The following is a 15,670-nucleotide window of genomic DNA, read 5'->3' on the forward strand; positions in this document are numbered from 1 at the left end:
CCCAGGCTACGGCCAAATCTCGCGCCGAGTTCAGCAGGTAGTCGGTGATTACGATGCAGAGCTCGAAGACCTGCGCGAGCAATTGGCAGAGCTCAAGGACACAGAGCTTTCCAGCTTGAACGATGCCGTAGAGGCGGCACAGTCCGGCTTGGCTGTCTATCGTGCTCGAATAGATGAAAAAGACGCAGCCGCGATTCGATTGGCTACGGCGCTGCAGAACGCCGAGAGTTCGGTGGCTGCACTTCTTGGCGAGTTCCGCAATGAGAACGAACTCAATCGCAACGGAGCGCCGCGACCAAAGTATTTCGACCAAATTCCGGAACTCAAACAGTTGCCCTTTCCCGATTTTTCAACCGCGAGCGACCGGGATGCGTTGGCTGCACAGGCACAGTTGGTTGAAATTCTTCTGTCAAAAGTCGAGACATTTCGCGCTGGCATCCAGGATGCTTTTAACAACCAACGAAATCTGCTGCAGCCACTTGGCGCTCACTTCTAAAAACACGGGGGCCACGTCATGGTAGTCAGAGGAAAACGTGCCAAAGGCAGGCAACGCAATGACCTGTTCATAGGTATTGGACTATTCATACTGGTTTTTTTGGGTATCGGCGCTCTGGTTTATTACGAAGTCACCAAAGAGCCCGCCATCAATGCCGCCACGTTGTGTCCAGCAAAGGGTCCGACAGGTCATTTCGTGCTGCTCGTGGACACCACAGACCCCTTGAACTTCACGCAAAAACAATCCTTTGCTGTGTTTCTTGATGAACTCGTAAAAAAGCGCGTGCCCGAAGGTCATCTACTCTCGGTCTTCGTCTTGGGTGAGGACTTCAAAACGAATGCAGAGCCTCTGGTCGAGTTGTGCAACCCAGGTTCCGGAGAAAACAAGAGCGCGATGACCAGTAACGTCGAGCGTGTGCGCAAGACGTATGAGGAGAAATTCATCAAACCCTTGATGCGTCAGGGAGAAGCCCTGCAGGGGACACAACCAGCCAAAGCCTCGCCCATTCTTGAGATGTTGCAACTGGTGGCCATCAATGGGTTTCGTAAACACGACGTCAAGGGTGAGCGGCGCCTTTTTTTGATGTCAGACATGCTGCACAACGGAAGCGCGTTTTCGATGTATCGAGCGACGCCCAACTTTGAGGACTTCTCGGGTACCGACTACGGTCGTAAAACCCAAGCTGACCTCAAGGACGTCAAAGTCGAACTGCATTACCTGTTGAACGCCCCCCAGCTCCAGACCCGTCGTAGCCTCCTGTTTTGGGAGAACTACTTCATCAAGTCTGGAGCGCGCTTGGTGGACGTGCGTCCTTTAGAAGGTTGACCTGTGAACATACGCGACATCCGTGTTCAGAAGCTTTTTGCCATTGCATTGGTGCTCAAGGTCCTGAGCTCAGGTCTTGGCTGGTATTTGCAATCGCCTTGGATTCTCGGCTTTGGTGTGCCCATTTGCATCATGGTCGTCTACATCTGGCTCGGACTGTTCCGCCGTGATTCAGACGTGAGCGACGACAAGTTTGCTGATTCGGCCTACTACCTCGGCTTCATCTTCACCATCACATCCATCATCTTCAGTCTGTTCGACCTGCCCAACATCGGCGCCAAGATTCAAGACATCGCTGTGCGCTTCGGCGCTGCGATGGTGAGTACGGTGTTGGGCTTGGGCATACGGGTGTACCTGGTGAGCTTTCGCGTTGACGTGTCAGACGCCATCCGAGACGCAGAGGACACGCTTTTGGGTGCCACACGAGCATTCACTGAACGGTTGACGATGGCGCTCGAACGATTGCAGGACTTCGAATCCCGAGTGGATTTAGCCACCCGCTCAAGTATTGAGCGTGTCAACTTGCAAGTTGAAGCACTCTCGAAAAATCATGCAGACAAGCTGACTGGGTTTTTCTCAGACCTGACCAACCGAAATCAAGAGGGGTTCACAAAAGCTCTCGACGAAGTACGCGAGGCAAGTTCTCGCCTTGCTACATCCGTTGATGGCTATGCCTCTGGGATGCGAGGACACTTGGGAAGCATCGAAGTGCGAGTCGACGATTTCGCACACGCGGTGAGCACACGACTGCAAAAGACGACATTCCCAGATGACTACTTTGCCAAACGCCTCGCAGCTCCCCTCAATCAGCTTGAATCGGCAGCGGGCGAAATTGCCCTGAAAGTGGTGAGCGCCGGTGCGGAAATGTCAAAAACCGCAGAGGCTTTGTCGAGTTCACTTGTGTCTGTTCAGCACAAGTCTGCTGATGCTGAGACGGCGATGGATTCAATCCTTCGACTTTCAGGGCAGCAACACTTGGTCTTGGAGACGGCTCAGGGGCAACTTAACGCCTTGGTACAACTATCTTCAAAGCTTGAATCCTTTGATGCGTTGTTGACCTCGATGGTGGCAGAGCTCCGGGTCGGGCATGAAACCAGTTCCACGTTAAGCAGCCATGTAAGCAAATTGGTCGGCGAGACGGCTGACAGTCGCGAGGTGGTAGCCAGAAACATCCTTTTGCTGACCGAACAACTCTCCGTGCAAACGTCGGCCAGCACAGCACTTGCAAGTCGTATGGATGCCGTCGTCTCTGCGACTGACCGTGTCGTTGAGCAACTGGGAACCAGTGCAGCTGCACAAATATCTGCTTCGTCGCTCTTGCAATCCTCCGCCAGTCTGGCCGGTGAAGCCGCCGCGAAATATGGAGTGTCGGTGGAGGCCGAGCGAGTAACTTCGCGAGCCCTTGAAATGCTCACAGACCGTGCAGACCTGACTTTCACCAAAGTCAATGAGCTCGTACAAAGCATGCATGAGTTCGTGAAACAAGTAGGGCCGCTTACAAATGGGCATCTTGCTCATGCCGAAGGGCAACACCTCAATACCTGGCAGTCTCAGACCACGCGTTTTGAGGGCCAAATTTCGACAGCGCCTTCGCCCATTGCGTCCTTGAGCACCAATGGAGGGACTCTTCTGGCCGCTCCAAGAGCGCCACTTGGACAATCAGGCAGCTCGCCTGAAATCTCAGACTCAGCTTCGTCAACATGGGCGCCTGCTTCAGCGCCAGACACCTCGATGCCAGAGAAAGCCCCATCCACCGGAGGCGCCAACGGACAAGCGCAAGCAACGAAGACAAATCAGCTCGAGGGTTAACAAATGGCTGTCAACCCAAGAAGCGACCAAGTCTTTCAGCTGTCTCTCACCGAAATCGCATTCATGCTGATTTTCATTCTTCTTTTGCTGCTTGGATACCTTGTCGTACGCGAGCAGGCCGCACGAGAAGTGGCAGAGACAGCGTTGGCTGAAGCTCGTTCGACGGAGGAGACTTTGGCTGCGCTTCAGGCTGCGAAGTCGGAACTGTCACAAGCACTCATCAAGGCTGGAAGCGCGCCAATCCAACTCGAAGAGACCATATCGCGACTGACTTCTGCACAAGAGATACGCGTCGAACGAGACAAGCTCGTCATGCAAGTTGAGGACCTTGATGCCCAACTTTCAGCGATGACTGAGTTGCGCAAGGAACTCGAAACGGTCGCTGACAAGCAGAACGTCCCACCGGATGAGGTGCTCTCCGCATTGGTTCTGCAGAAGGAGGTTCGAGAAGCAATGAAGCAAGCCAAGGATTCGGCGGCAACCACGGACGTAAAACCCAGCAGTACAAAGACTGTTTCGCCCGAGCAATTGTTGCCATTCGTGCGGCGCTCAATCTCTACCGCCGAGCTTCTGAAGAAGAACCTCAGGGAGGGACTTGGCCAGACGCTTTCACCCGGCGACGAGTCCAAAACGATTGAGGCGGTGGTGGCTGCTGCCCGCGCTCAATCCGAGCTTGCAAAAAGTGGAGTGTCTATTGAAGTAGCTCGAAAAGAGAACTCCGACTTGCGTGGTCAAGTGGCCTTCTTCAAGCGCAGACTCGAGGCGCGTGGCGGGAGAGACCATCCACCTTGCTGGGCCAATGAGTCGGGCGCCCCGGAGTATTTATTCTCCTTGGAACTCAATCCAACAGGAATCGTCGTTCAGCCGGCGTGGCCAGCCCATCGTGAACCTGATGCGCGTTCGCTCCCGAATATCGAAACTGCATTGCAGTCACCTGTCAGCCTTGCTGACTTTGCGAGAAGCATTCAAGGCATCTTCAACGCAAGCAAGGCTGCAGACCCACAGTGCCGCCACTACGTCAGTATCAAGAACACGATTGCAGATGCAGTGGCCTCAGACCGAGCACGGTTGTCAGTTGAAAATTACTTCTACATCTACGAGGCGCGCAGGTAGTGTTCGTGAATCTATGTCGGCAACGAATTGGTCTCTTCTTGGGCGTTTTGCTGCTGAGTTTTGGAGGAAGCGCGGCAGGTGGGACGACCACGCTTGAAGGTGTCGTCATTGGACTTTCAGATGGAGACACTGTCACTGTTTTGGATGCGGCAAAACGCTCTCACCGTGTCAGGTTGGCGGGCATCGACGCACCCGAAAAAAAACAGGCATTTGGAGACCGCTCGCGTCAAAGCCTTTCCGAGTTGGTATTTCGCCAGGTTGTAACCGTCGAGTACGAAAAGGTCGACAGGTACGGACGCATTGTTGGCAAAGTGAAGGCTGGGAATCTGGATGCCAACCTTGTACAGGTCAGTCGCGGTATGGCATGGCACTACAAGGCATACGAACTTGAGCAACAACCGAAGGATAGGTTGGCCTACTCACGTGCAGAAGAGGCTGCGCGGGAGGCCCGCCAGGGGCTTTGGCGTGACCCTATGCCAGTTGCTCCCTGGGACTTCCGACGGATGAGATAGGGCTCCAACTGACAGTCATCCTGAGATTTCAGTCCCAGAGCTCTTCATATTGAGGCAGCATCATCTTGTCAGATGCGAGTCGCAACGGCATGCAAACGGCTGCAAGCCGTTTGCATGCGCACAGCTGAAGTCGAGGGTGGAAGGTCTCGCGGTTTCTGGTCCGTACAACGGACGAGGTTTACAAACGGTGCTGCGTTTCGGGTGGATGTCCTGGCGCCATTGACGTACGATTCAGCCCGACTTGCGACTGGTCACCCTGATGAAACTTGGACAAAAACCGATGAGACTTTGTGACGCTGGAGTTTTTTCTCCCCTTTTGCTTCAACTCGTCTCAGGTTATGGGTTCGACACGCCCGTAAGTCGTTGTGGCGCAAGGGTGAGGCTTCTTGCCTTTTGACTCCACCTACACTGCGCCCGCACCGGCCACGCTCTGAGTCGGTTCATGCGCGGCATGCTCGACTTCAGTTCGTGGTCCACCGTGCTCACCACGCTCTTCAGCCTGATCGTGGTGTCTCTCGTGTTCGTGGGTATCCGCCTGGTGTTCATGCAGACCTTCCAGCGTCGACGCGAACGCGAGAACCGGCAGATCAACGAACGCCTGAAGGTGCTGATTGCTGCTTACAAAACCCTCGGTGGGTCGTTCACCGGGGTGCTGGCCGTCGACCCTGCCCACCTGCGTGATCTGCGGCGGGTCACCGACACCGATGAAGACCGTGAGCTCGATGCCCTGGCCAGTGCCTCCGAGCGGCGCCGTCGCATCCGCGATGCCGTGGAGGCTGCGTTGTCCGACGTCATCTTGCTCGGCACCGAAGAGCAGGTGCGCCTCGCCGCGCAAGCGGCCAACGAAATGGTGGCGGGACGCAATGTGGAGGTGGCCCCGCTGGTGATCTCGCTGCGCGATTTCATTCGCCAGGCCCTGGACCTGACGCCCGCGCCTGCGGACTTGATTCCAAACCAGGGGCCGTTGCGCGTGACTGCAGGCGGCACAGGCGCACGGCGAGGCGGCGGTGCTGAAGCCCGTGGTGGGCGTGGCGGTGCCGGCGGCGGTATGGGCGGCGGCGCGGGTGTGACCGGCATTTCTCCGTCGAACGACGCCTCCTGATCCCGGCCGGTCCCGATCCATGTCCACCCAGACATTTCGCGCGCCCGCTGGCGAGCGCATGCCCTTCATCGACGCGCTCAAAGCCGTCGGCTCGCAGCTCATCGTGCTGCACCACCTGGCGTTCTACGGCCCCATGTCGGACTGGACGCACCAGCTCGCGCCCGATGTGGTGGGCTGGTTCAGCCAGCACGCGCGCATGGCGGTGCAGATCTTTCTGGTGGTGGCGGGTTTCCTGGCCGCGCGCAGTCTGGCACCCGATGGTTTTCTGCGCGCCGAGCGTCCGCTGGCTTTGCTGTGGCAGCGTTTTGTGCGGGTCAGCCTGCCGCTCATCGTCGCGCTCTTGCTGGCCATGGTGTGCACTGAGGTGGCCCGCTACTGGATGGCGCACGACTCGCTGCCGGCACCGCCCACGCTGTGGCAGTTCGTGACGCACGCGCTGTTGATCCACAGCCTGCTGGGAGTGGACTCGCTCTCGGCAGGTGTCTGGTATGTGGCCATCGACGTGCAGCTCTATGCGCTGCTGCTGGGCCTGCTGTGGCTCGGTCGGCGCCTGGGCGAGCCCTTGAGCATGGCCGCACCGCTGCTGGTGGTGGCCGTGGTGCTGGCCTCGCTGTTTTTCTTCAACCGCGACAGCGGCTGGGACAACTGGGCGCTCTACTTTTTCGGTGCCTACGGTCTGGGCGCCATGGCGTACTGGTTGAGCCGCGCAAACGCTGATCGCCACGCCACGGCGTGGCTGGCGGGCATGGCCTTGCTCACCGTCCTCGCGCTCGCCATGGACTGGCGCACCCGCATCGCGCTGGCGCTGGCCGTGGCACTGGCGCTGGCCTGGTCGCACCGCAGCGGCTGGCTCTTCACCTGGCCGCGCAGCCGTGCGCTGGGCTACCTGGGCCGCATTTCCTACGGGGTGTTTCTGCTGAACTTCCCGGTGGCGCTGGTGGTGAACGCGTGGTTCACGCGCTACGCCAGCCCCGATGCGGGCGTGCAGACGCTCGGGGTGCTGGTGGCCTGGCTGGCGTGCAACCTGGCGGGCACGGCTTTCCACCACGGGGTGGAGCAGCGCCTGGGCCGGGTGGGCCGGGCGCGCCCGCCCACTCAGGCGCTGGTGGCGGGAACGGGGTCGCAGCGCTCGCGCAAATAAGCCAGCGCGGCCTCCACCTGATCGATCAGCACCAGGCACAGATCGCCCGGCTGCAGGCGCGCGAGCGCCGTGTCGATGGCCACGAACTCGCCCTGGATGGTGTCGATGCGGCGGGTGCGCGTGGCGCCTTCGAGCCCCTGGCGCAGCAGTCCAGTGACTTCGCCCTCGGTGCGACCGCGCTGGCAGGCGTCTTCGTACAGGATCACCTCGTCGAACGCCGCACCCAGAATGCGGGTCTGCTCGCGGATGTCTTCGTCGCGCCGGTCGCCCGCGCCGCTGATGACCACGGTGCGGCGCTGGGCCGGCATGGCCTCGGCCGCCGCGACCAGGGCGCGCATGGCATCCGGGTTGTGGCCGTAGTCGGCGATCACGGTGGCGCCATTCAGGCTCATGAGATTGAAGCGGCCGGGCACGCTGGCGGCGTCGCTCTGGAACGTGGCCAGGCCCTTGCGGATGCGCGCCCACGGAATGCCCAGGCCCCAGGCTGCGGCCAGCGCGGCCATGGCGTTGTCCACCTGAAAACCGATGCGCCCGCCCATGGTCATGGGGATCTCGGCCAGCGCCACCTCGTGGCGGCGTTCGCCTTGCGTGGCAACGATGTTTCCACCCTCCACCCACACGGCGCGGCGGCCTTGCGCGCGGTGCGTGGCGAGCACCGGGTTGTGGCCGTCGCTGCAGAAAAAGATCACCTGGCCGGTGCACACCTCGGCCATGCGGATGCAATGCGGGTCGGCCGCGTTGAGCACGCCGTAGCCGGTGGGCGCCACGTTCTGGATGACCACGCGCTTGAGCACCGCGATGTCTTCCACCGTGGTGATGTAGTTCAGGCCGAGGTGGTCGCCCGAGCCGATGTTGGTGACCACGGCCACCTGGCAGCGGTCAAAGCCCAGGCCTTCGCGCAGCACACCACCGCGCGCGGTTTCGAACACGGCCGCGTCCACCTCGGGGTGCATCAGCACGTTGCGCGCGCTGCGCGGGCCGGCGCAGTCGCCGCTGTCGGTCTGGCGGCCGTTCACGTACACGCCGTCGGTGTTGGTCATGCCCACGCGCAGGCCCTGCGTGTGCAGCAGGTGCGCGATCAGGCGCGCGGTGGTGGTCTTGCCGTTGGTGCCGGTCACGGCCACCACCGGAATGCGCCCGTTCTGGTTGGGCGGGAACAGGTGGTCGACGATGGCCTCGCCCACGGCCCGGCCCTTGCCGTACGAAGGGGTCAGGTGCATGCGCAGGCCGGGCGCGGCGTTCACCTCCACGATGCCGCCGCTCTGGTCTTCCAGCGGCGTGAGCACGGTCTCGCACACCACGTCCACGCCACACACGTCCAGGCCCACCATGCGGGCCGCCGCCACGGCGCGCGCGGCCACCTCGGGGTGCACGTCGTCGGTCACGTCGGTGGCGGTGCCACCGGTGGAGAGGTTGGCGTTGTTGCGCAACACCACCCGCTCGCCTTTGGCCGGCACGGTGTCGGGCGTGTGGCCCTGGATCTGCAGGCGCGCCAGCGCGATCTCGTCGATGCGCATGCGCGTGAGCGAGGTGGCATGACCATCGCCGCGCTGGGGATCGGCGTTGACCATGTCCACCAGCTGGGCGACGGTGTGCACGCCGTCACCGGTCACCTGCGGCGGGTCGCGGCGTGCCGCGGCCACCAGCTTGTCACCCACCACGAGCAGGCGGTAGTCGCTGCCGGGCAGGAATTTCTCCACCATGGGCTGGCCGTGTTCGCTGGCCGCGCGGAATGCCATGTCCAGGTGGTCGCGCGTGACGATGTTCACCGTCACGCCCTTGCCCTGGTTGCCGTCGCGCGGCTTCACCACCACCGGCAGGCCGATGTATTGGGCTGCGGCCCAGGCTTCGTCGGCACTGTCCACGGGTCGGCCCAGCGGCACGGGCACGCCAGCGGCGCGCAACAGGTTTTTGGTGAGGTCCTTGTCCTGCGCGATGCTCTCAGACACCGCGCTGGTGCTGTCCACCTCGGCGGCCCAGATGCGGCGCTGGTGCGCGCCCCAGCCGAACTGCACCAGCGAACCCTGCGTGAGCCGGCGAAACGGAATGCCGCGCGCCACGGCCGCGTTGACGATGGAGCCGGTGGATGGGCCCAGGCGCACGTCTTCGTCCAGCTCGCGCAGGCGCGCAATCACGGCCTCCACGTCGAAGGCCTCACCGGGCCGGGTGCGCACCGCGGCAATGAGCTGCTCGGCCGCCTTGAGGGCTTCGCGCCCCACGGCCTCTTCGGTGTACTCCACCACCACCTGGTAGGTGCCCGGCTCCACGGTTTCGGTGCAACGCGAAAAACTCACCGGGCAGCCGGCCTGGGCCTGCAGCGCCAGCGCCACCAGCTTGAGCACGTTGGCCAGCGAGAGGTCGGCGGCCGGGCGCGGGAAACGGCCGAGCTGCGGAAACTGCGCACGCAGGGCGGCCTCGAACCCGGGCAGGGAGCTGAGCGAGCGCTCCTCGGGCGGGCAGTGCACGATGGCTTCGATGGCGGTCTGGCGGGTCCAGAGGTTGGGACCACGCAAGGCGCGGATGCGGGAGATGTCCATGGCAGCGGTGGAATTCGGTTGAAGGTGCGGGGGTGGCCGCGCGTCAGGCGCGCGGCAGGGTGTCAAAGCGCTGCAGGCCAGCGGCCACCAGCGCAGGGCTCAGACCGGCGGCCCAGGCCGCGGCGGCAGCACCGCACAGGCTGTGCGCGTCCTGCGCATCGGCAACGCTGGCCAGCGGCGCACGCGCGATCACCTCGTCGCGATCAAAGAGGCACACCTCGCCGCCTTGCCAGCGAACGGTGCGCGGCATGTCGATGCCGGCGGGCACGGGCGCGTCGCCAAAGCCCAGGCGGTCACCGTCGCAATGCACGGCCAGCTCGGCCACGCCGGGCTCGTCCAGGTTGAGCACGCAGGCGCCCTGGGCCAGCACCACGTCGACCTGGGTGCGCAGCACACGCGGCATGGCCGAGGCGTCGAAGATGTCGTGATGCGCCAGGCCTTCCCAGCCCCCGAGGTCGGTCACCACGCCGACCAGGCAGCGGTCGTAGGGCAGGCCGTGGTCCAGGATGAGCGAGGGCGTCGTCTCCACGGCCAGACCCTGGATGTCGCGGTTCATCAGCAGGCGCTGGCACTGGTCCCAATAGTCGGCGCCCGCGCGCTCGATGCGCCGGCGCCCGATGTGGATGCCTTCGCTCGACGCCAGACCAGCCGGAGCAGCGGCCAGGTCGAGCAGAAAGGCCACTGCGCGGGTGAGCAGCTCGGTGCCCCGCGTGCCGCTCACGCCGACCAGCGGAACACGCCCGGCCATGGGGGTGGACGGATCGAACAGCTGGGCCACGATGGCTTCACCCACCGGGCGCGGCTGGCCGATGGCCGGGCGCAGGTGCATGAGCAGCCCGGGGCCGGCGTTCACTTCCACGATGGCGCCACCGACCTCGTGCAACGGGCGGCCGATGTCCTGCGTGACCATGTCGATGCCGGCGATGTCCAGGCCCACGGCGCGCGCCGCGAGGCTCGCCATGTAGGCCACCTCGGGGTGAACCTCGTCGGTGCAGTCAAAGGCCATGTTGCCGTTGCGCTGCACCAGCACGCGCTGGCCAGCAGCGGGCACGGCGTCAGCCCCCAGGCCCTGGCGCTCCAGCAGCAGGGCCATGGCCGGTTCGCGCTCCAGGCGGATCGTCTCCAGCGGAAATTCTTCGGCCTCGCCCCGGCGCGGATCGCTGTTGAGCTGCAGGTCGATGAGCGCTTTCACCGTGGCCACACCGTCGCCGGTGACCCACAGGCTCTCGCCCCGGTTGGCCGCCACCACGCGCCCGCCCACCACCAGCACGCGGTGCTCGTTGCCCAGGATGTAGCGCTCCACGATCACGTCGCTGCCCTCGGCGTCGGCGATGGCAAAGGCGCGCTCGATGTCGGCCTGCTCGCTGAGTTCGAGCGAGACGCCACGCCCGTGGTTGGCGTCGCTGGGCTTGACCACCACCGGCAGCCCGATGTCCTGCGCCGCCTCCCAGGCCTCGGCGGCGCTGGCCACGATCTGGCCCTCGGGCACCGGCACGCCGCAGCTCTGCAGCAGGGTTTTGGTGAGGTCCTTGTCGCTGGCGATGTTCTCGGCGATCGCGCTGGTGAGTTCGGTCTCGGCTGTCCAGATGCGGCGCTGGCGCGCGCCCTGGCCCAGCTGCACCAGGTTGCCCTCGGTCAGGCGCAGGTGCGGAATGCCGCGCTCGGTGGCCGCGTTCACGATGGCCTGCGTGGAGGGGCCGAGCCACGTGGCGTCCACCACATCGTGCAGGGCCTTCACGGCGGCGACCACGTCAAAGGCTTCGTTGTTCAGTGCCGCCTGCAACAGCGCGTGGCCGTGGCTCAGGGCCGCTTCGGCGGTGGCGCGGTTGCGGGCGCGAAACACCATGCGGTAGACGCCGGGCTTGCTGGTGCTGCGCGTCTGGCCAAAGCCGGTGGGCATGCCGGCCAGGTTGAGCAGCTCGATCACGCAGTGCTCCAGCACATGGCCGGCCCAGGTGCCCTCACGCAGCCGCTGCACAAAACCACCCACCTCGCCCACGCCGCAGTGGTGGGTGGCCAGACCCGGCAACCAGGCCAGCAGTCGATCGGTCAGTCCTTCGATGGTGTGGGAGGGGCGCTGCTCCAGCGTTCCCAGGTCCAGCCACACCTCCATCGTGGAGCGGTAGGTCCAGACGTTCGGACCTCCGAGGAAACGGTGGCGAAGAACAGTCAGCGCGAAACGGTTTGAATCCATAAAACCCGGGATTGAACGCACAAAAGCCGGGCAGGTGGCCCGGCTGTGGACGCAGGGCGCCCGCCCTCAGACGCCGCCCAGCGCAAGTGCTTCACGCACTCGCAGCCCGCATTCTGCGCCGTCCCGGGGCTGTGCGACTGAGCCGGGCACGACAAATTGTGGCTCTATGTCACACCGGCAACGTTGGCGACTTGGCGCACAATTTCCGGTTCATGCAAACCACGCCCGCACACACCCGTTCCGCCGCCCTCGGCCCCGCCCCAGCCGACGCCACCCCGGCGGACGTGCTGGCCCGCATGGCCCTCGATCTGGATGCACAGGGGCACTTCGCCAGCGGCGAGCTGCTGCTCACCCCCACCGAGCTGGTGCAACGGCAGGCGAATGGTGGCCACCAGGCTTGGCCGCTGGACAGCGCGCAGCGCCTGCAACACACCGACCTCGCCGGCGTGGCCACGCTGGACCTGCTGGACGCAACCGGCCTGCGCCAGCGCTGGCGCTTCACGCTGGCCCAGAACCCTGACGCGCTGCGCCTGGTGCGCCAGTTCGACCACGCCATCACCCGCCTGCAGGGCGGCGCCGCGCCCACGCCCGAGGCGGGCCAGCGCTGCCCGTCGTGCCAGTCGCTCCTGAGTCCCGACAGCGAGGAGTGCGAGGTCTGCGCACGGCAACCGGCCGAGGTGCCGTCCACCTGGGTGCTGCTGCGGCTGTGGCGTTTTGCGCGGCCGTACCGCTGGCAGCTGCTGGCGGGTTTTCTGCTCACGCTGCTGTCCACGGCGGCCACGCTGGTGCCGCCGTACCTGACCATCCCGCTCATGGACGACGTGCTGATCCCGTTCCAGAACGGCCAGCAGATCGACACCGGCTATGTGGCCTTGCTGCTCTCGGGCTTGCTCGGCGCGGGGCTGGTGGCCTGGGGCCTGGGCTGGGCGCGTACCTGGCTCTTGGCGCTGGTGTCCGAGCGCATCGCGGCCGATCTGCGCACCAGCGCGTTCGACCACCTGCTGGGCCTCTCGCTCGATTACTTCGGGGCGAAACGCACCGGTGATCTGATCGCCCGCATCGGCTCCGAGACCGACCGGCTCTCGGTGTTTCTCTCGCTGCACGCGCTCGACTTCGCCACCGACGTGCTGATGCTGCTCATGACCTCGGCCATCCTGTTTTCCATCAACCCCTGGCTGGCGCTGGTCACGCTGCTGCCGCTGCCCTTCATTGCCTGGATGATCCACCGCGTGCGCGACCGCCTGCGCACCGGCTTCGAGAAGATCGACCGCGTGTGGGGCGACGTGACCAACGTGCTGGCCGACACGATTCCGGGCATCCGCGTGGTCAAGGCCTTCGCGCAGGAGAAGCGCGAATCGGGCCGTTTTCACGAGGCCAACGCGCAGAACCTGGTGGTCAACGACCGCATCAACAAGACCTGGAGCCTGTTCACCCCCACCGTGACCCTGCTCACCGACGTGGGCCTGCTGGTGGTGTGGGCCTTCGGCATCTGGCAGATCGCCGAGGGCGACATCACGGTCGGTGTGCTCACCGCCTTCATCGCCTACATCGGCCGCTTCTACGGCCGGCTCGACTCCATGAGCCGCATCGTCTCAGTCACGCAGAAAGCCGCCGCCGGCGCCAAGCGCATCTTCGACATCCTGGACCACGTGTCCAACGTGCCCGAGCCGGCCGACCCGGTGCAGGGCGTGCGGGTGCAAGGCGGGCTGAGCATTCACGGCATCGCCTTTCGCTACGGCAACCGCTCGGTGATCCGAGACCTCAGCCTCAGCATCCGCCCCGGCGAAATGATCGGCCTGGTGGGCCACAGCGGCTCGGGCAAGAGCACGCTGGTCAACCTGATCTGCCGCTTCCACAACGTGAGCGAAGGCCGCATCGAGCTCGACGGCCACGACATCCGCCGCTTCAAGGTGGCCGACTACCGCCGCCACATCGGCCTGGTGCTGCAGGAGCCGTTCCTGTTTTTCGGCACCGTGGCGGACAACATCGCCTACGGCAAACCCGGCGCCACGCGCGAAGAGATCGTGGCGGCCGCGCGCGCGGCCAACGCGCACGAGTTCATCTTGCGACTGGCGCACGGCTACGACTCGCTGGTGGGCGAGCGCGGCCAGGGCCTCTCGGGTGGTGAGCGCCAGCGCATCAGCATCGCGCGCGCGCTGCTGATCGACCCGCGCATCCTGATCCTGGACGAAGCCACCTCGGCGGTGGACACCGAGACCGAAAAAGAGATCCAGAAGGCGCTGGACAACCTGGTGCAAGGCCGCACCACCATTGCCATCGCACACCGCCTGTCGACGCTGCGCAAGGCCGACCGGCTGGTGGTGATGGACCGCGGCGAAGTGGTGGAGGTGGGCCCGCACGACGAGCTGATGGCGCGCCAGGGCCACTACTGGCGCCTGCACGAAGCGCAGGCCCGCCAGGCCGCCGCCGAAGACCCGGACCACATCGACAACGCCCTGGCCCACCACCTGCCGCAGCCCTCGGCCCACACCGGCAACCTTGCGCCATGAACCTACCTCACGACTTCGAACTCTTCTCCGACACGCAGGGCCGCTGGGTCTGCCGGGTGGCCGGTGGCGAGCCGCAGGTGGGTGTGCAGGTGGTGCGCTCGTTTCCGCTGAGTGCGCCCCTGGAAGCCATCTCCATCGTCGGCCCCGATGGACACGAGGTGGTGTTTGTGGCGCGGCTCGATGCGCTGGACGACACGCGGCGCGCAGCCGTGGCGCTGGCGCTGGCGGAGCGCGAGTTCTCGCCGGTGATCCAGCGCATCCGAACGGTGAGCACCTTCGGTACACCCAGCACCTGGCAAGTGGACACCGACCGCGGCGCGACCGAACTCGTGCTCAAGGTGGAAGAAGACATCCGCCGCCTGCCGGGCCAGCGCCGCCTGCTGATCACCAGCGCGCACGGCGTGGTGTTCGACATCCCCGACCGCAACGCGCTGGACCGGGTGTCGCGCCGCTACCTGGAGCGTTTCCTGTGAGCCGGCTCGACGCTGAGCGGCAGCGCCTGTTTGCTGACACCACCGCCGGCCACACGCGCACGCTGGTGCTGGGCCTGGCGCGGCCGGCCGACTGGACCCTGCTGCACCAGGTCTGGCAGGGCGTGCAGGCCGACCTGGAACTGCCCGCACCGGCCATCGCGGTCGACGGCAACGAGAGTTACCAACTCTGGTTGTCGCTGGCCCAACCGGTCTCGCTGGCGCAGGCGCAGGATTTCCTGGAGCAACTGCGCCTGCGCTACCTGCCGGAGGTGGCGAGCTCGCGCATTCACATGCTCCCGGGCGCCGATCCTTCCAGCCCGGGCCTGGTACGCAGCGCTGCGGCCGTGCCTGCGCGCCAGGAGACCACGGGCAACTGGTCGGCCTTCGTGAGCCCCGACCTGCCCGCCGTGTTTGGCGAAGACCCGTGGCTGGACACAGCCCCCGGTCTGGACCAGCAAGCCGATCTGCTGTCGCGGCAGAAATGCATCTCGGCCGACGCGTGGGAGCACGCACGGCGGTGCCTGCGACCGGCCGGGCACACGACAAGCCTGCAACAGACCGAAGCCCCCGGCACCGCACCGATGGAGCCCCGGGCATTCCTGCACGCGGTGATGAACGACACGGCGGCACCGCTGGCACTGCGCATCGAGGCGGCCAGGGCCCTGCTGTCTGCGGGTGAGCGCGCACGCACACCGTGAGCCACGCGCTCAGCGGCGGCGCACGATGTCGGCCACGATGGTCACGATGGCCATCACGATGAAGATGACGAACAGCAGCTTGCCGATGCTCGCCGCACCGGCGGCAAGCCCCCCGAAGCCCAGGACGGCCGAGACCAGGGCGATGACAAAAAAGACGACGGCGTAGTGCAGCATGAGAGGCTCCATGGTGGACGCAACGACGACCGTTGCGATGCCTTCACTGTAGAAACTCCACGCGCGCACCTCTGCAAGCCGACGCC

At 64.5% G+C, this 15,670-nt stretch carries 13 protein-coding genes; 10 read left to right on the top strand and 3 right to left on the bottom strand.

The annotated features are described in order from the left end of the window. The 7 genes from ACN4F8_RS00390 to ACN4F8_RS00420 form a co-directional block, all read left to right on the top strand. Positions 1-496 (top strand): hypothetical protein (locus ACN4F8_RS00390; RefSeq protein ID WP_419471752.1); only part of this gene is annotated, 496 nt, incomplete at its 5' end. A gap of 18 nt (positions 497-514) precedes the next feature. Continuing rightward, entirely contained in the window at positions 515-1,321 is an 807-nt protein-coding gene (locus tag ACN4F8_RS00395; protein WP_419471753.1) for a hypothetical protein, read from the top strand. A gap of 3 nt (positions 1,322-1,324) precedes the next feature. Then, positions 1,325-3,130: a hypothetical protein gene (locus ACN4F8_RS00400; protein ID WP_419471754.1), complete on the top strand. Its 1,806-nt coding sequence runs from the start codon at positions 1,325-1,327 to the stop codon at positions 3,128-3,130. Between the two features lie 63 nt (positions 3,131-3,193). Next, on the top strand, positions 3,194-4,243 hold the full coding sequence (locus tag ACN4F8_RS00405) for a hypothetical protein (protein WP_419471755.1): 1,050 nt from the start codon (positions 3,194-3,196) through the stop codon (positions 4,241-4,243). Between the two features lie 38 nt (positions 4,244-4,281). Further along, positions 4,282-4,755, top strand: coding sequence for a thermonuclease family protein (locus ACN4F8_RS00410; protein WP_419471756.1), 474 nt, complete (start codon positions 4,282-4,284; stop codon positions 4,753-4,755). 442 nt (positions 4,756-5,197) lie between these two features. Further along, on the top strand, positions 5,198-5,857 hold the full coding sequence (locus tag ACN4F8_RS00415) for a hypothetical protein (protein ID WP_419471757.1): 660 nt from the start codon (positions 5,198-5,200) through the stop codon (positions 5,855-5,857). 19 nt (positions 5,858-5,876) lie between these two features. Further along, a complete protein-coding gene (locus ACN4F8_RS00420; protein WP_419471758.1) occupies positions 5,877-6,998 on the top strand; it encodes an acyltransferase family protein in 1,122 nt (373 codons plus the stop codon). Here ACN4F8_RS00420 and cphA read toward each other — a convergent pair. Together cphA and ACN4F8_RS00430 are read right to left on the bottom strand one after the other, a co-directional pair. Beyond that, complete coding sequence (gene cphA, locus ACN4F8_RS00425; RefSeq protein WP_419471759.1) at positions 6,953-9,535, bottom strand: cyanophycin synthetase; 2,583 nt, start codon at positions 9,533-9,535, stop codon at positions 6,953-6,955. The genes ACN4F8_RS00420 and cphA overlap by 46 nt on opposite strands. 43 nt (positions 9,536-9,578) lie before the next feature. Next, positions 9,579-11,729, bottom strand: coding sequence for a cyanophycin synthetase family protein (locus ACN4F8_RS00430; protein WP_419471760.1), 2,151 nt, complete (start codon positions 11,727-11,729; stop codon positions 9,579-9,581). Between the two features lie 212 nt (positions 11,730-11,941). Here ACN4F8_RS00430 and ACN4F8_RS00435 point away from each other — a divergent pair, with 212 nt between their 5' ends. The 3 genes from ACN4F8_RS00435 to ACN4F8_RS00445 are packed head-to-tail and all read left to right on the top strand — an operon-like array spanning position 11,942 to position 15,410. Then, positions 11,942-14,239: an ABC transporter ATP-binding protein gene (locus tag ACN4F8_RS00435; protein ID WP_419471761.1), complete on the top strand. Its 2,298-nt coding sequence runs from the start codon at positions 11,942-11,944 to the stop codon at positions 14,237-14,239. Beyond that, entirely contained in the window at positions 14,236-14,712 is a 477-nt protein-coding gene (locus ACN4F8_RS00440; protein ID WP_419471762.1) for a DUF1854 domain-containing protein, read from the top strand. The genes ACN4F8_RS00435 and ACN4F8_RS00440 overlap by 4 nt, the downstream gene beginning before the upstream one ends. Next, on the top strand, positions 14,709-15,410 hold the full coding sequence (locus ACN4F8_RS00445; protein ID WP_419471763.1) for a hypothetical protein: 702 nt from the start codon (positions 14,709-14,711) through the stop codon (positions 15,408-15,410). Before ACN4F8_RS00440 ends, ACN4F8_RS00445 begins: the two co-directional genes overlap by 4 nt. A 9-nt stretch (positions 15,411-15,419) precedes the next feature. Here the strand turns inward: ACN4F8_RS00445 and ACN4F8_RS00450 are convergent, their stop codons facing one another. Beyond that, positions 15,420-15,584 carry a DUF1328 domain-containing protein gene (locus ACN4F8_RS00450; RefSeq protein WP_419471764.1) on the bottom strand — a complete coding sequence of 55 codons (165 nt, stop codon included), beginning with the start codon at positions 15,582-15,584 and terminating at the stop codon, positions 15,420-15,422. Positions 15,585-15,670 lie beyond the last annotated feature (86 nt).

It is taken from the genome of Hydrogenophaga sp. (assembly GCF_048549895.1).
GTDB lineage: Bacteria > Pseudomonadota > Gammaproteobacteria > Burkholderiales > Burkholderiaceae_C > Hydrogenophaga.

What these genes read in the sequence shown, in the direction of transcription:
- ACN4F8_RS00395 (WP_419471753.1), top strand. Translation starts at nt 515, where the DNA reads ATGGTAGTCAGAGGAAAACGTGCCAAAGGCAGGCAACGCAATGACCTG.
- ACN4F8_RS00405 (WP_419471755.1), top strand. Translation starts at nt 3,194, where the DNA reads ATGCTGATTTTCATTCTTCTTTTGCTGCTTGGATACCTTGTCGTACGC.
- ACN4F8_RS00415 (WP_419471757.1), top strand. Translation starts at nt 5,198, where the DNA reads ATGCGCGGCATGCTCGACTTCAGTTCGTGGTCCACCGTGCTCACCACG.
- ACN4F8_RS00420 (WP_419471758.1), top strand. Translation starts at nt 5,877, where the DNA reads ATGTCCACCCAGACATTTCGCGCGCCCGCTGGCGAGCGCATGCCCTTC.
- cphA (WP_419471759.1), bottom strand. Translation starts at nt 9,535, where the DNA reads ATGGACATCTCCCGCATCCGCGCCTTGCGTGGTCCCAACCTCTGGACC.
- ACN4F8_RS00430 (WP_419471760.1), bottom strand. Translation starts at nt 11,729, where the DNA reads ATGGATTCAAACCGTTTCGCGCTGACTGTTCTTCGCCACCGTTTCCTC.
- ACN4F8_RS00435 (WP_419471761.1), top strand. Translation starts at nt 11,942, where the DNA reads ATGCAAACCACGCCCGCACACACCCGTTCCGCCGCCCTCGGCCCCGCC.
- ACN4F8_RS00440 (WP_419471762.1), top strand. Translation starts at nt 14,236, where the DNA reads ATGAACCTACCTCACGACTTCGAACTCTTCTCCGACACGCAGGGCCGC.
- ACN4F8_RS00450 (WP_419471764.1), bottom strand. Translation starts at nt 15,584, where the DNA reads ATGCTGCACTACGCCGTCGTCTTTTTTGTCATCGCCCTGGTCTCGGCC.